Origin of the sequence: Salinicola tamaricis (assembly GCF_003006155.1) — a bacterium.
In the GTDB taxonomy this organism is placed as follows: Bacteria; Pseudomonadota; Gammaproteobacteria; order Pseudomonadales; family Halomonadaceae; genus Salinicola; species Salinicola tamaricis.
Genome location: NZ_CP023559.1, coordinates 3,577,208 through 3,591,780 on the forward strand (window position 1 = coordinate 3,577,208; position 14,573 = coordinate 3,591,780).

Sequence of the window (14,573 nt, forward strand, 5' to 3'; positions counted from 1 at the left end):
ATGAGTGGCGCAGAATACAGTGAGAAGAGAGGTGGAGAAGTCCGTAAACTGCTCTAGGATGTTGTCAACCAGCTCAAATAGCTTCGACCGTAGGTCTCTGCTGTCTCAAGGAGCTGCTGATGAAGGCTGTCGCTGAGTGCAGCGTAGCTTAGGTTCATCGGTACCAGAATATCGATACCTCTAGAATCATGGGGAGTATCGCACCCCTGCCAATGCTCGGGACGGGATTCTAGTGTAGGGCTATAAATGAAAGAGATATCCGGACGTATAAAACTCAGTTCGGTGCTCAGAGAGGTCCTGGCAACAAAGAGTCCGGAGGCCGAGGCGGATTTGATCCTGTCCTGCATGAATTCTGCATAGGGGTGGTCGTAGACAGCACCAATGACAGGGCGGTGGTGCAGCTGGAACATATTGGCGGTGCCGTACCCGCTGGCGCTTAGCGACATATCATAGTATCGATTCCCGCCGATCAAAATCTGATCTTTCGATGTGGCAATCGACATCAACTCGCTTGGCGTGACGTCATGTGAATTTAGCCAGCGAACATGGCATCCCCCGCTCTCTAGAGTATGGTAAAGATGGCGTAATCCGCTGCTAACTTGCCCATGGTTGGCGAGACTACCCGTGTCTACCAAGCATAGCTGTTGATTGCCAAGCGCTTTCCGCAGTTGATTCAAGCCCTTGGTCACACCGGCGGGTTGAGCGAGAAGTGGCTCAGCTTTGTCCTGAGCACCGCTGATTGGGGCCGGTGTCTGGGTTGTGCCACTCTCCGAGGACAAGAACCTGTCGAGATAGCGACGGGCCAGCGCTGCATCCAGGTGATGCAGCAAGCTGCCGCTCGCATCCTTGAATCCATAGATGACGTGCAGCAGGAAAGCCAGCTTGATCCGCTGGCTATCGCTCATGGTCGCCATGCGTGTCTGGTCGGGTAGCAGCAGCGCCTGGGCGGACCACAGCTCGGAGACGACCGCGTCAGCGGGGATCTCATCCATGAGCAGTGCGCTGCGATGCTGCTGATCGTACAGATGATAGAGGCGAAAGCCGTGCTCGCTGGCCCAGCGCTGAACCTCACCGAGATCGGGCTGGCGCTCGTGGGTCGGCTGGAAGGCGATCTTGATCTGAATCAGTAGTGCCGCGGCCAGCGACCGACTGCCATGGCTCAGAATGCCGGCAGCATCGCTGGTGTCGTCCAGCACCAGCCAATCCAGGGCCGGTAGCCCCTCGATACTGTCCAGAGCCAGGGTGTCGAAGGCGGCTGACTCGGCCGCTACCTGCGTTTGTCGCTGCTCACGTTGGCTATTCGCTGGCAGTGGGCTCGGCGCATTGGGGCTAGGCGTTAATAGTGTCGCCGGTGAGCCCGTGCCGAGGCCGTGGCCGGCATAGTAATGCACGCGCTCGGCCCGACTCATGGGGTGATGAGCCGCATCCGATGACGGATCGAACACGATCAATTCGAGGCGTTCGTCTCGCAGCAGTTTCTCGACGTTCTCATCGTTCAGTAGCTGGCCACCGTTGTCGATGGCGATGATCGGCTCCTCGAGCGGCCAGTCGAAACCGTTATCCGTCTCGAGTGAGGGCGGACGGGGCACTTCCACCGGCTCGTCGCGATCCTCGAAATAAGCACGTCCATGGCCGTCGAAGGTGAGGGCGGCCGGCTTTGCGCTTTCACAGTAACGCTGCCAGACGGCTCTCAGTGCCTTGCGCAGATGGCGGCCGAATTTGGGCGCGTCACAGATCGGAGAGTGTTCGAGATAGGTTCTCAGCGCCGCGCGGATCACTGCCAGATTCGGTAGGTCGGACGCGAGTTCGATCACTCGCTCGCGGAACGCTTCCCAGCTGTCCGTGACCAGTTCCGGCATGCCGGTATTCGACAGGTGCGTGGCGCTGTGCCGGCCGGCGAAGGTCGGCCCGGTATGTGTGACTACGGGAACGCCCATCAGCAGCGCTTCGCAGGTCGTCAGCCCGCCGGAGTAGGGCCAGGTATCCAGGGCGATATCGACACGGTTGTAACTCTTGAGCAGCGATTCATGATCCGAGGGGCCCTCGAGCACGACGCGCTCGGACTCGATGCCGTGATGCTCGAGGGTGGACAGAATGCGTTGGCACACGTCGGGGCTGGTGTACTGACCGCCTTTCAGGAAGAGGCGGCTGCCGGGTACCTGGTGCATCAGCTTGGCCCACTCGGCGAGCAATACATCGTTGACCTTGGCAGGGTTGTTGAAGCAGCCGAAAGTCACGTAACCGTTGCTGATGGCCGGCAGCGATGTGATCGCGGGGGTATAGGCAGGCGGCGTATAGCAGATGTAGTCGTTGGGCAGCCGGATCAGCTTTTCGGTGTAGAGATAATCCACCCCGGGCGGCGTTTCATACGGATCGCTCAAGAAATAGTCGAACGCCGCCATGCCCATGCTGCTGATCTGCATGCCGACCCACTTGATGATGATCGGTGCCGGCTTCATGTCGACGACGGGAAGTCGGCTCTGGGCGCCGTGGCCCGCCAGATCGATCAGGATATCGATATCGTCGGCAACAATTCTATCGGCAAGCTGCTGATGGCTCAGATGATAGGTAGGCACCCAATGACAGCGGCGTTTGATTTTTTCGGCAATCGGGTCGTGAGCGTCGTTATCGGTGTAAGCGTAGATCTCGATATCGCTGGCCAGGTTCTCCAGAGCGCTGCTCACCATCCAGCCGACCGGATGAACCCGCAGGTTGCTCGAGAGCAGCCCTATCTTGAGTGGGCGATCGGATGTTCGATCCTTGGCGTCATGCGACAACACCCGCGACGGCGTGAAGTGATCCTTCCACGCCTGGGATTTGGCCAGGATGCCCTCGGCGGAGGCCGTCGGGTTGTAGTGATCGTTCAGCAGCCCGTTGGAGTAAGCGGTGTAGTACTGCGGGCTCAGCCGCAGCGCCTGGGCGTAGTAACGCTCCGCCGCCGCGAAGTCGGTCATATCCTTGTGGTAGTTGCCGAGCGTGTTGAGCACCGAGGGATCTTCCGGCTTGAGCGCGTGTAGGCGCTCTAACGCTTCCAGGCCCTTCTGGAACTCGAAATGCAGTGAAAACAGGATACTGCGCATGGCCAGGATTTCCGCTTCCGGATGTCCTGCCTTTTCGGCTTGTGCCAGATGTTTTTCCGCGCGGGGGTAGGCGCCAATCTCATAACACATGTTGGCCATGTTGAAGTGCGCCTGCGCGCTGTCACCGTCGAGTTCCAGGCTGCGGGTCTGCAGATCGAAGGCACGCTCCTTCTGACCCTGCTTGAAGTAGGCCTTCGCCAGCGCCGTCAGCACCAGGGGTCCGCTGGGGTCAGCGTCATGGCCTGCTCCAGCGACGAGAGCGCGCCGGCGGTATCACCAGTCTGCAGCTGGCTATTGCCCAACGCTTTCCAGGAGAAGGCATCTCGTGGATAGCGCTGTGCCAAGGACTCGGCTTCTCTCCTGGCTTGCTGATGGTCACCTTGCCGATAGAGGTCCATGAAGCGCTTTTGCAGCGTGGCGGGGACGTGTTGGCTTTGGTTCATGAGCGGTGATATTCCGGCAGGAGGTGAGAAGTGTTTCTAGCTTCCCACGTCTCGGGAAGAGCGAAGCGGCGAATAGTTGGCCTTGACGGCGCCATTCCCGGTCGTGGGTCTTGATGCGGCGGGTATATAACGAAAAAGGCCGGCAAGATGCCGGCCTTCCATCACTCCCTGGGGAGGGATTAACGCAGCAGCGAGAGAACCGTCTGCGGAGTCTGGTTCGCCTGGGACAGAACCGAGGTGCCAGCCTGCTGCAGGATCTGCGCGCGGGTCATGTTCGACACTTCGGTGGCGTAGTCGGCATCTTCGATGCGCGAGCGGGCTGCCGACAGGTTGGTCGAGGTGGTGGTGATGTTGTCGATAGCGGTTTCGAAACGGTTCTGGACCGCACCCAGGTTGCTGCGCTCGGTGTCGACGTTGTTGAGCTTGTTGTCGAGGACCTTGAGGGCGTCGGTGGCGAGCACGTCGAAACCGCTGGTGCTGACGGAACGAGTGCCGCCGTTGGCAGCCGATGCGCCGGCGGTAGCGGTGCTGGTGTACATGTTCCAGCCGCTGGCAGCGTTGGTCGAGGTGCCGGAAGCGCTGGCGCCGCCGATGGTGATGCTGATGGTTTCGTTATCGTTGGCACCGACCTGGATGCTGAACGAGGAGTTGCTGGCGCTGGTCTTGAAGACGTTGGTGCCGTTGAACGTGGTTTGTTCGGTGACGCGGTTGATCTCTTCCAGACGCTGGTTGACTTCTTTCTGGATGGAGTCGATGTCGTCAGCGCTGTTGGTGCCGTTCTGAGCCTGAACGGTCAGCTCACGGATGCGCTGCAGGTTGTCGTTGACCTGGTCCAGGGCGCCTTCGGCAGTTTGCGACAGCGAGATACCGTCGTTGGCGTTACGGCTGGCCTGGTTGAGACCGGTGATCTGGCTGCTCATACGGTTGGCGATTGCCTGGCCGGCAGCGTCGTCCTTGGCACTGTTGATACGCAGGCCGGAGGAGAGACGCTCCATGGCGGTCGAGAGCTGGCTCTGCGACTTGTTCAGGTTGTTCTGACCGATCAGCGCGGTGATGTTGGTATTGATAACTGCCATTGTCGTATTCCTTTCTCACAGTGAGAGGGCGATTTGGGCCTGATCCGCAGAACGTCGAATGGCTGTCGGATCCTGCTGCAACGGCCCCTTGGCCGTTGTCCCATTTATCGGCGCTACCCCGGGGAGCTTTAGAGAAAGATTTGCGGTTTTTGTGAAAAAATGTGTCGAGGTTCATGTGAGGGGCGGAATGCGGTTGCTGGCCGAGGCCTGAGGCGGGTCTCCTGCGAAAACAGTCGCTTGCCCGCGCTGCGGCACGGCGGGCACAAACGCCTGTAGCCGCGTCACGATCAGCTTCTATAGGGGTATACGTAGAAGTCGAGCAGCAATGGCGAACAGGCCGTTCGGCAATGTTGGCCATTCAAACCAGGTTAAAAGACGAGCGTCATATACCACTGTTTCGTCGACTGACTGCCGGCGAAACGGGCATTTCTTGGGAGAGCAAATCCTGGGAGAGCAAAGATGTCAGACGCGGGAACTGATACCGCTGAAGTTCTTGGGCTTGGCCTGGCCGTTGCGACCATAGACGCTGCCACCCACGGCACGCTCGAGAAAATCGATCGCGCGCTGGTTGTGTTCCATGCGCTGGGAGATGACAAAGCCATTGAGGCGGTTCAGCTGCTTCAGGCGGTCTGCTTGCTGGCGAATCTGACGCCAGAGCTCGTCGGCGCCATGGCTGCTCGCCAACTGCTCCGCACCGCGTGCGCCATCACCGAGGTCTTGAGCTCGCTGCGCATCGCGACGTAGATGCTCGAGGCGCTCCAGTTCGGCGAGTTGCACCTGCTTTGGGTCGCGAGCGGTTGTTGAGAATCTCGCCGTCGGCGCGACCTTCCTTCAGGCACTCCCGTTCCGACATCAGCGTCTCCAGAAGCTGTTCGAGCTGATGCAGCTGTTCGGTGAGCAGGTCTGTGACGTTCATCTAGGGCTCTCGAGAAGGATGTGCCAAATAAAGGGAAGGCGCGATGACTGTTCAGCCGCGCTCGCTGAGCATATCGCGCACGCTCTGGATCAGGCCGTCGGCGATCTTGCCGGTATCGAGCTGCAGCGAGCCATCGGCGATCGCCTGACGGATCTCTGCCACCCGGGCGGTATCGATATCGCCGCTGGCATCCTGGGTATCGATCTGGCTCAGCGTAGTCTTTGAGCCCGCTGGCGCTGCGGCACCCTCGGTACTCTTGACGTTGCGCTTCTGGTCGAGGGCGTCGCTCTGCGTCAGGCGTGTCAGCGAGTTGGTCTGGTCGATCTTCATGTCGTCACCTCTGGGCGATGCCCACGGTCATGTGCTTGCCGATAGGGTAGGGCCTTGGCCGCTTGCAAGGATTATCGGCAGCCATGGCCGAAACTGAAAGCCGGCCACGCAGAGTGAGTTTTGTCAAAAAAGTTTGCAATTGCGTATGCAGATTGTGTCGCCCTAGAAGTTGACCCGTAGCTGATCGGGGCCGGTGACCTGACCCTGCAGGATCTGGTTGCCTTCGGTCTTGAGGCGGATGGGATTGCCCATGCCACCATTTTCCAGCGCTTCGACGCTGCGACTGACGCGAAACCCCGGCCCCTGGGCGACCAGCACCACGGTGTCTCCGCGCTTGACCAGCCAAGGCTGCCTCACCATGGCGTCGGTGAGGGTCGCCCCGGCAGGGATGCGCCGCGTGGCCACCCGCCCGGCCGCATCGGCCATGGCGCTGAGATAGCCGCGCTGCAGGCGGGTAATATCCGAGGATTGCCATGTCAGCGCCGTGGCGTCGATGGGTTCTCCGGGCTCGAGCGTGCGAGCCGCCACCAGGTGCCTGACGCTCGCCGATACCGTTGCCTGGACGTAACGGGAACGCTCTTCCCCTTGGCAGTTAACCCCGACCGTGACGCGGCCCTGGGGTGTCCCCGGGCGCGGTAGAAACGGCTCCGGGGCCACGCAGGGGCCGAGACGGGCGGTGTTGTCGTGCACCTTGACACTGACTTGATCACCCAGCGAGCGCGTCTGGGTGAGCAGGAAGCGCTTGACGCTGGTCGCCAAGGGGTCGGTGTCGGGAGTGCCTTGCGCCTGGGCGATCGAGGGCAATGGCAGCAGGGCGAGCCCAAATAGCGTCAGCAGCAGCATGCCGGCGCCGGCGAGCAGTAGCCGACGCAGGCGCGGGCGACGTGCGAGCCAGACATCTTGAGAGCCTTCCGATCTAGACGCTGTCATGGGGAATCCCGCTGCATGCTTCGTGTCGGTATCGAAAAGAACTCAGCGGCGAGGCGTGCCTCTAAAGCCCGCTCCCCACGGTTCTTTCCACCATGGAGAGCGATTGTAAAGTGAGGGGGGCGGCGTCATCGCAGGAAATGACGCGCAATTGACGGTCTGTTTACGAGTTTACCATGCGTAACTCACCTATTCTCCACCCTGTCCAAGAAAGCAGGCGGCGACGAGCTCTCATGAGCTCACCCGCCGTCCGGCCATATCAGGAGGTCATCGGCATGTTCGACAAGTTGGAGAGTGCACTGCGTTACCAGCAGGAGGCACTCAACCTGCGCGCCGAGCGCCAAAAGGTGCTGGCCAACAACATAGCCAATGCCGACACCCCCAACTTCAAGGCGCGCGACTTCGACTTTCGTGCCGAGCTCGATCGGGTCATGCAGCAGGGGCGTCCGGCAGGCGAGGGCGGTCTCTCGTTGAACCGTACGTCCAGCCGGCATATCGCCGCCGAGGGGCCCCGCCTCTCTGGCGTCGATGACCTGCTCTACCGAGTGCCGGATCAGCCCAGTCTCGACGGTAATACCGTCGACATGAACCGCGAACGTGCCGCTTTCGCCGATAACTCGGTCCGCTACCAGGCGGATGTCACCTTCGTCAGTCGCCGGATCCAGGGGCTGAAGAAGGCGATGCAACCGGAGTAAACCGATGTCGATGTTCAGTGTTTTCGAAATTTCAGGCTCGGCGCTGACTGCCAACTCTCAGCGCATGAACGTGACCGCCAGCAACCTGGCCAACGCCGACAGCGTGGCCGGGCCCGACGGCAAGCCTTATTACGCACGTCAGGTCATGTTTCAGGCGCTGGGCCAGGATGGGCGCGGCCCGGGCGGTGTGCGTGTCGACCGCGTGGTGGAAGATACCACGACGCCATTGCGCAAGGAGTATCGTCCTGGCAATCCGCTGGCGGACGACCAGGGCTACGTGTCACTGCCCAATGTCGATCCCGTCAATGAGATGGTGGACATGATCTCTGCGTCGCGCTCCTACCAGGCCAACGTCGAGGTGATGAATACCGCCAAGACGTTGATGACCAAGACCTTAACCATCGGCGAAGGCTGAGCCCCGGGCCCAGCTTGAGGCAGTCGCGGTCTCCACAGTCGAGATCGGACGCCAAGGAGAAACGGTATGTCCAGTCCAGTCATCGGCGGCAGCACGCTCGCCAACATCAATGGCACCGCATCCCCGAGCAAGGCGAGCGGCACCAATTCCGGCAGCGAGCTCAACGACCGCTTCATGACGCTTCTGGTCACGCAGTTGAAGAATCAGGATCCGACCAATCCGATGGACAACTCGCAGATGACCGCGCAGTTGGCCCAGATCAACACGGTCAGCGGTATCAACAAGCTCAACGACAGTCTCCAGGCGATCACCGAGCAGATCGATGCCGGCAAGGCGCTGCAGGCGACCGCGCTGATCGGCAAGGGCGTCATGGTGCCCGGCGATCGGATTCTGGTGGGCAATGCCGATACCACCACCGGTGCCGTGGCCACCACGCCGGTCGGTGTCGATCTGGATCGCGCGGTCGGCGATTTGCAGGTCTCCATCAAGGGTGCCAACGGACAGGTGGTGCGTTCGTTCTCGACCGGCGCGCTGAATGCCGGCGTGCATAGCTTCACCTGGGACGGCAAGCTCGAGGATGGCTCCATGGCCGCCAGCGACAGCACCTATACGGTGGAGATGAAAGTGTTGGATGGCGACAGCAGTACATCGCCCAAGGTTCTCAACTACGCCCTCGTCAACGGTGTGATGCAGGGTGACGACGGCGTGAAGTTGGATCTCGGTTTCAACCGCAGTCCGGTGACGCTGGGCGAGGTCCGTCAGATTCTCTGACCGGCCGACGCCAGCACGCTTTTCTCGATACGCACCTCGATCGCCGTCCCGGCGATCGGCCCGCAACGCTAACGCAGGGATTCGAACATGGGCTTTTCACAAGCGCTCAGCGGCATGAACGCGGCGTCGCAGCAGCTCGACGCCATCGGCAACAACATCGCCAACTCCCAGACCAAGGGCTTCAAGAGCTCCACGGTGCAGTTCGCCGATGTCTACGCCAGCAGCAGGATCGGTCTGGGCACCAGCGTGGCTGGTGTATTGCAGGACTTCGGTAACGGTACGCTGGAGACCACCAACCGCAACCTCGACCTGGGGATCAGCGGCGACGGCTTCTTCCGCTTCCAGCAGGGCAATCAGGTCGGCTATTCGCGCAACGGTCAGCTGACGATGACCACCGAAGGCTATCTGGCCAATGCCCAGGGCGGCACGCTGATGGGCTACAACGTGCGCAATTTCAACGATCCCAACGTTGCCGCGACCCTGCCGACCGGTGGTCAGCCGGAAGTGATCCAGATCCCCAGTGGTTCAATCACCGCCAAGGCGACCGCCAATGCCTCCGCGGCCATCGATCTCGATGCCAGTGGTGACACCATCACCGCGGCTTTCGATGCCAACGATCCGGACACCTACAACTACAGCACCTCGACCACGGTCTATGACTCGCTGGGCGTGTCGCACAACCTGCAGCTCTACTTCACCAAGACTGGCGAGAACCAGTGGCGTGTGAACTCTCAGGTGGCACTGGATGATGGCACTGTCGCCAATGCCGGCACCGGTAACCTGAATTTCGATCCCAACGGCCGTCTGACCAACGACCCCTCGACCCTGGCCCTGGGCTTCGATCCCAACAACGGCGCTAACAATCTGGCCTTCGACTTCGACTTCAATGGATCGAGTCAGACCGAGCAATCCTACGCGATCAATTCGCCCAACCAGGATGGCTATGCCGCCGGCCAGCTGGTGGGGGTGAGTATCGACAAGGATGGCACCGTCCGCGGCAGCTACTCCAACGACCAGAGCGTCGCCCTGGGCCGGGTGGTGCTCTCGGACTTCGCCAACGTCGAGGGGCTCAAGCCGATCGGTGACAACCTGTGGCAGGAAACAACTGCCTCAGGTCAGGCCGTGGTGGGTGTCGCCGGTACCGGCTCCTTCGGTGCCCTGCAGTCGGGCACGCTTGAAGCCTCAAACGTCGATCTGAGCAAGGAGCTGGTCGACCTGATCATCGCCCAGCGTAACTTCCAGGCCAACTCCAACACCATCAAGACGCAGGATCAGGTGCTGCAGACCGTCGTCAATCTGCGTTGATATCAGCACCCAGCCGGTCGATCGCTGCACGCCTGAGCGTGCAGTGACGCCGGCCCTGCCGAGGGCCTCAAGATGGACCGTATTCTCTATACTGCCGGCGGCGGTGCCAGCCAGACCATGGCGCAGCAGGCGGTGGTCAACAACAACCTGGCCAACGTCTCGACCCCGGGTTTCCGCGGCGAGCTGATGGCGATGCGCGCTGTCCCGGTCGAAGGCGAGGCACGTCTGCCCACACGCGTTGCGTCGATGATGACTACCCCGGGATCCGACTTCACCCAGGGCAACATCAGCACCACCGGGCGCAGCCTGGACGTCGCGCTGCAGGGCGATGCCTGGCTGGCGGTGCAGCCGCCGGGCGGCGGTGAGGCCTATACCCGCCGTGGTGACCTGCAGGTCGATGCCACCGGGCTATTGACCTCGCTCGGTAACCCGGTGATGGGCGATAACGGTCAGGCCATCGTGATCCCGGTCGGCGCCGATGTCACCATCGGCGCGGATGGCTCGATCAGCGTGCTCGAGCCGGGCCAGAACCCCGACTCCATCGCCCCACTGGCCAAGCTCAAGCTGGTGGCGCCGGGCAATGAGAATCTGGTCCGTGGTGAAGACGGCCTGTTCCGCATGACGCCGCCGCCGGGGCAGCAGAACGCCAATCCGGTGCCGGCGGACGATACCCTGCGGGTGATCCCTGGCGCGCTCGAAGGCAGCAACGTGACGCCCCCGACGCGATGATCTCGATGATCGACTCCTCCCGCCGCTACGACATGCACATGAAGATGATCGAGAGCGCGGATGAAAACGAGCAGCGTGCCAATAGCTTGCTGTCGCTGACCAGCTGAGCCCGCCTGGTGCCGAGCTCACGACTATGAGAATGCCATCATGATCAAATCACTCTGGACCGCAAAGACCGGGCTGGAAGCACAGCAGGTCAAGCTGGACGTCATCTCCAACAACCTGGCCAACGTCTCGACCAACGGCTTCAAGCGCTCGCGCGCCGTGTTCGAGGACCTGCTCTACCAGAACGTACGTCAGCCGGGCGCTCAGTCGTCGGTCGTCGACACGCTGCCCTCCGGCATGCAGGTGGGTACTGGGGTGCGCCCGGTGGCCACCGAGCGTCTGCATACCCAGGGTGGCCTGCAGAATACCGAGAACTCGCGCGATCTGGCGATCAACGGTAAGGGCTTCTTCGCCGTGCAGATGCCGGATGGCACCACCGGCTACACCCGCGATGGCAGCTTTCAGGTCGACCAGAATGGCCAGCTGGTGACCGCCGGCGGCTACCCGGTCGATCCGCCGATCACCATTCCGCAGAATGCGCTGTCGATTACCGTGGCTCAGGACGGCACGGTCTCGGTCACCCAGCCGGGGACTTCGCAGAGCAATCAGGTGGGGCAGATCATGGTCTCCACCTTCATCAATCCGACCGGTCTGCAGAGCATTGGTCAGAACCTCTATCTCGAGACCGATGCGTCCGGGCCGAGCACCAGTCTGACCCCGGGTCTGCAAGGCGCCGGTACGGTCTATCAGGGGTACGTGGAGACTTCCAATGTCAACGTGGTCGAGGAGATGGTCAGCATGATCGAGACCCAGCGCGCCTATGAGATCAACAGCAAGGCCGTCGAGACCTCCGATCAGATGCTCGCGCGTCTGAGCCAGCTGTAACCGAGGCCAAGCATTCATGGGATCTTTGCTGTTGCGCACCTGGCGGCTACTGACCAAGGGCGGCTCTCGTGGCCGCCGTGTCGTGCTGCTCTGCCTGCTCGTAGGTATGAGCGGCTGCGCTCAGATACCGCGCCATTCGGTGGTCGAGAACTCGTCGCCGGTCGAAATTCCCTCGACGCCACCGTCTCAGGCCAACGGCTCGATCTATCAGGCGCGCTTCGGCTTCCAGCCGCTGTTCGAGGATCGGCGCCCGCGCCAGGTCGGCGACATCATCACCATCGTGCTCGATGAGCAGGTGAGCGCGAGCAAGAGTTCGGCATCGAACGCCTCGCGCGACGGCACCATCGGCTTGACGGTGAATCAGGTACCCAGCCCGCTCAGCGTGCTCGAGGACTACGGCACCGATGTCGAGGGCAGTAATGTCTTCAAAGGGTCGGGGGGCGCCAACGCCAACAACACCTTTACCGGCACCATCACGGTGACGGTCTACGATCTGCTCGCCAACGGCAATCTCAAGGTACGGGGCGAGAAGCAGATTGCGATCAATCAAGGCACCGAGTACATCCGTTTCTCCGGGGTGGTCAACCCGCGCTCGATCAGCGGTTCCAATACCGTGCAGTCGACTCAGGTCGCCGATGCCCGCATCGAGTATGTTGGTGATGGTTACATCAACGAGGCGCAGACCATGGGTTGGTTGCAGCGTTTTCTTCCTCAATATCGCGCCGTTCTGATGCTTATGACACTGCTCTGCCGCTGCCGTACCCGTCTTTCTCGCTGGCTGCTGCTCGTCGCGACCCTGGCAGCCACTACCAGCGTCCAGGCCCAGCCGATCCAGGACCTGGCCAACTTTGCCGGTGTGCGCGACAACCCGCTGGTGGGCTACGGCCTGGTAGTGGGGCTGGATGGCACCGGTGACCAGACCACCCAGGCACCCTTTACCGGCCAGAGTATCGTCAACCTGCTGTCGCAGCTCGGCGTGACTATCCCGGCCGGCACCAACATGCAGTTGCGCAACGTGGCGGCGGTGATGGTTACCGCCCAGTTGCCGCCGTTCTCGCGCCAGGGCCAGGAGATCGACGTTACCGTCTCCTCGGTGGGTAATGCCAATAGCCTGCGGGGTGGCACCCTGTTGATGACACCATTGAAAGGGGCCGATGGCCGCGTCTATGCCCTGGCCCAGGGCAACGTCTATGTCGGCGGCGTCGGCGCTCAGGCCGGTGGGAGCAGCGTGGCGATCAACCACCAGGCAGCAGGGCGTATCCCCGGCGGTGGTCTCGTCGAGCAGGAGGTGCCGGTGCGTTTGGGGGCCGCCGATGGTTCTCTAGACATGTTCCTCAAGCGCTCCGATTTCGAGAATGCACGGCGCGTGGTGGCGGCGATCAATCAGGAGTTCGGCGCGCCGGTCGCTGCGGCACTGGATGGCCGAACCGTGCGACTGCAACTGCCGGCGGACCCCAATGCTCGTGTCAACTTCCTGGCACGGGTGCAGGGGGTCGATGTGACCGCAGATCGCGGGCCGGCCAAGGTGATCGTCAACTCGCGTACTGGCTCGGTGGTGTTGTCGGATACCGTGACGCTCAATCGCGCAGCGGTCGCCCACGGCAATCTCTCGGTCGTGATCGACTCCAATCCGCAGGTTAGCCAGCCCAACGCGCTTTCTGGCGGTACCACGGCGGTGGTGCCCAACGCCAACATCAACGTGCAACAGGAGGGCGGCGCGTTGCAGATGGTGCAGACCAGCGCTGACCTGATGGATGTGGTCAATGCGCTGAATGCGCTAGGCGCCTCGCCCCAGGATCTGATGTCGATTCTGCAGGCGCTCAAGGCCGCCGGCTCGCTGAACGCCGAACTGGAGATCATCTGATGACCGGCAACGATCTTTCGTCGCAGTTCGCGCTGGATGTCCAGGGTATCCAGAAACTCAAGTACAGCGCCGGGCATTCGCCTCAGGGCAGTCTGAAGGAGGCCGCCAAGCAGTTCGAAGCGGTGTTCTTGCAGATGATGCTCAAGAGCATGCGTGAGGCCACCCCCAAGTCGGACCTGCTGCACAGCCAGCAAGGCGATATGCTGCAGTCGATGCAGGACCAGCAGTGGGCTCAGCAGCTGGCCGGCAGAGGCTTCGGCCTGGCCGAGCAGCTGGTGACGCAGCTCGAGCGCAGCGGTTTGCCCGGTACCCAGCCGGCCCAGCCGCAGCAGGAGGATATCGGCAAGCTGATCGCGGGTATTCCGCGCGGCATCCCCACACCGTTGACGAACGCGCTGCGCTCGCCGGTGGCCCCAGAGGCGGGCGATGTGGCGCCTGAAACGGCCACTGATCAGCTCGCGACCTCGGTAGCCAGTCTGGCAGGGGCTGCGACCCAGTTCGCCGGGCGTGCTGCGCATGTTGCCGATTTCCTCGCCAAACTGGCGGTGCCGGCCAAGCGCGCCGAGCACGCTTCCGGCGTGCCCGCCGAGCTGATCCTGGCGCAGGCCGCGCTGGAAACGGGCTGGGGCAAGCGGGAAATTCCCACGGAGTCCGGCGGCAACAGTCATAACCTGTTCGGGATCAAGGCGGGCAGTGCCTGGCAGGGCAAGACTACCGACATCGCTACCACCGAGTACGTCAATGGCCGACCGATCCAGACCGTGGATCGCTTCCGCGTCTACGACTCCTACGCCGATGCCTTTGCCGACTACGCGGCGTTGATCGGGGACAATCCGCGCTATAGCAAGGTGGTCGCTGCCACGTCGCCGCAGCAGGCCGCCCACGCCATTCAGCGAGCCGGCTACGCCACTGATCCCAACTACGCCGACAAGCTCAATCGGATCATCGGCCAGTTGGGCGATCTGGCCTCGATATCGGCAGAGCCGACCCTTGCCGCGGTCTCCGACCCCTATTCGCTGGCGCGAGCACCGACCACGCTGTTCTGAGTCGAACCTCGAGGATCGGGTGCCAGCGAGACCGATTACAAAACAT

General features: G+C 61.8%; 15 protein-coding genes and 1 pseudogene. 10 read left to right on the plus strand and 6 right to left on the minus strand.

The genetic code is table 11. The features are described 5' to 3' along the window. Window positions 1-53: 53 nt before the first annotated feature. From CN538_RS16420 to flgA, 6 genes are all read right to left on the minus strand, one after another. Window positions 54-3,293, minus strand: coding sequence for an O-linked N-acetylglucosamine transferase, SPINDLY family protein (locus CN538_RS16420; protein WP_106420127.1), 3,240 nt, complete (start codon window positions 3,291-3,293; stop codon window positions 54-56). Continuing rightward, window positions 3,287-3,523, minus strand: a complete 237-nt coding sequence (locus tag CN538_RS16425) for a tetratricopeptide repeat protein (protein WP_106420128.1) — start codon at window positions 3,521-3,523, stop codon at window positions 3,287-3,289. Before CN538_RS16425 ends, CN538_RS16420 begins: the two co-directional genes overlap by 7 nt. A gap of 179 nt (window positions 3,524-3,702) precedes the next feature. Beyond that, window positions 3,703-4,599 (minus strand): flagellin N-terminal helical domain-containing protein, encoded by an 897-nt coding sequence (locus CN538_RS16430; protein WP_106420129.1) that lies wholly within the window; start codon window positions 4,597-4,599, stop codon window positions 3,703-3,705. A gap of 462 nt (window positions 4,600-5,061) precedes the next feature. Then, entirely contained in the window at window positions 5,062-5,376 is a 315-nt protein-coding gene (locus tag CN538_RS16435; protein WP_106420130.1) for a flagella synthesis protein FlgN, read from the minus strand. A gap of 190 nt (window positions 5,377-5,566) precedes the next feature. Further along, complete coding sequence (gene flgM, locus CN538_RS16440; protein WP_106420131.1) at window positions 5,567-5,845, minus strand: flagellar biosynthesis anti-sigma factor FlgM; 279 nt, start codon at window positions 5,843-5,845, stop codon at window positions 5,567-5,569. Between the two features lie 162 nt (window positions 5,846-6,007). Next, window positions 6,008-6,775, minus strand: a complete 768-nt coding sequence (flgA, locus tag CN538_RS16445) for a flagellar basal body P-ring formation chaperone FlgA (RefSeq protein WP_106420132.1) — start codon at window positions 6,773-6,775, stop codon at window positions 6,008-6,010. 272 nt (window positions 6,776-7,047) lie between these two features. Here flgA and flgB point away from each other — a divergent pair, with 272 nt between their 5' ends. The 10 genes and pseudogenes from flgB to flgJ all read left to right on the plus strand — a co-directional run bounded on the left by flgB (window position 7,048) and on the right by flgJ (window position 14,527). Further along, window positions 7,048-7,467: a flagellar basal body rod protein FlgB gene (gene flgB, locus CN538_RS16450; RefSeq protein WP_106420133.1), complete on the plus strand. Its 420-nt coding sequence runs from the start codon at window positions 7,048-7,050 to the stop codon at window positions 7,465-7,467. Between the two features lie 4 nt (window positions 7,468-7,471). Continuing rightward, entirely contained in the window at window positions 7,472-7,882 is a 411-nt protein-coding gene (gene flgC / locus CN538_RS16455; protein WP_106420134.1) for a flagellar basal body rod protein FlgC, read from the plus strand. A 66-nt stretch (window positions 7,883-7,948) separates the two neighbouring features. Next, window positions 7,949-8,653 carry a flagellar hook assembly protein FlgD gene (locus tag CN538_RS16460; RefSeq protein WP_106420135.1) on the plus strand — a complete coding sequence of 235 codons (705 nt, stop codon included), beginning with the start codon at window positions 7,949-7,951 and terminating at the stop codon, window positions 8,651-8,653. An 87-nt stretch (window positions 8,654-8,740) separates the two neighbouring features. Next, window positions 8,741-9,958: a flagellar hook protein FlgE gene (gene flgE / locus CN538_RS16465; protein ID WP_106420136.1), complete on the plus strand. Its 1,218-nt coding sequence runs from the start codon at window positions 8,741-8,743 to the stop codon at window positions 9,956-9,958. Window positions 9,959-10,030: 72 nt separating this feature from the next. Then, window positions 10,031-10,687 carry a flagellar basal body rod protein FlgF gene (locus tag CN538_RS16470; protein WP_340638150.1) on the plus strand — a complete coding sequence of 219 codons (657 nt, stop codon included), beginning with the start codon at window positions 10,031-10,033 and terminating at the stop codon, window positions 10,685-10,687. Between the two features lie 5 nt (window positions 10,688-10,692). After that, window positions 10,693-10,794: a flagellar basal body rod C-terminal domain-containing protein gene (locus CN538_RS25500; RefSeq protein WP_340638151.1), complete on the plus strand. Its 102-nt coding sequence runs from the start codon at window positions 10,693-10,695 to the stop codon at window positions 10,792-10,794. Window positions 10,795-10,834: 40 nt separating this feature from the next. Beyond that, complete coding sequence (gene flgG / locus CN538_RS16475; protein WP_035473254.1) at window positions 10,835-11,617, plus strand: flagellar basal-body rod protein FlgG; 783 nt, start codon at window positions 10,835-10,837, stop codon at window positions 11,615-11,617. Between the two features lie 106 nt (window positions 11,618-11,723). After that, window positions 11,724-12,348: pseudogene (locus tag CN538_RS21315) on the plus strand (flagellar basal body L-ring protein FlgH). A gap of 5 nt (window positions 12,349-12,353) precedes the next feature. Continuing rightward, window positions 12,354-13,481: a flagellar basal body P-ring protein FlgI gene (locus tag CN538_RS21320; protein WP_207233753.1), complete on the plus strand. Its 1,128-nt coding sequence runs from the start codon at window positions 12,354-12,356 to the stop codon at window positions 13,479-13,481. Next, a complete protein-coding gene (gene flgJ, locus CN538_RS16485) occupies window positions 13,481-14,527 on the plus strand; it encodes a flagellar assembly peptidoglycan hydrolase FlgJ (protein WP_106420137.1) in 1,047 nt (348 codons plus the stop codon). The genes CN538_RS21320 and flgJ overlap by 1 nt, the downstream gene beginning before the upstream one ends. Window positions 14,528-14,573 lie beyond the last annotated feature (46 nt).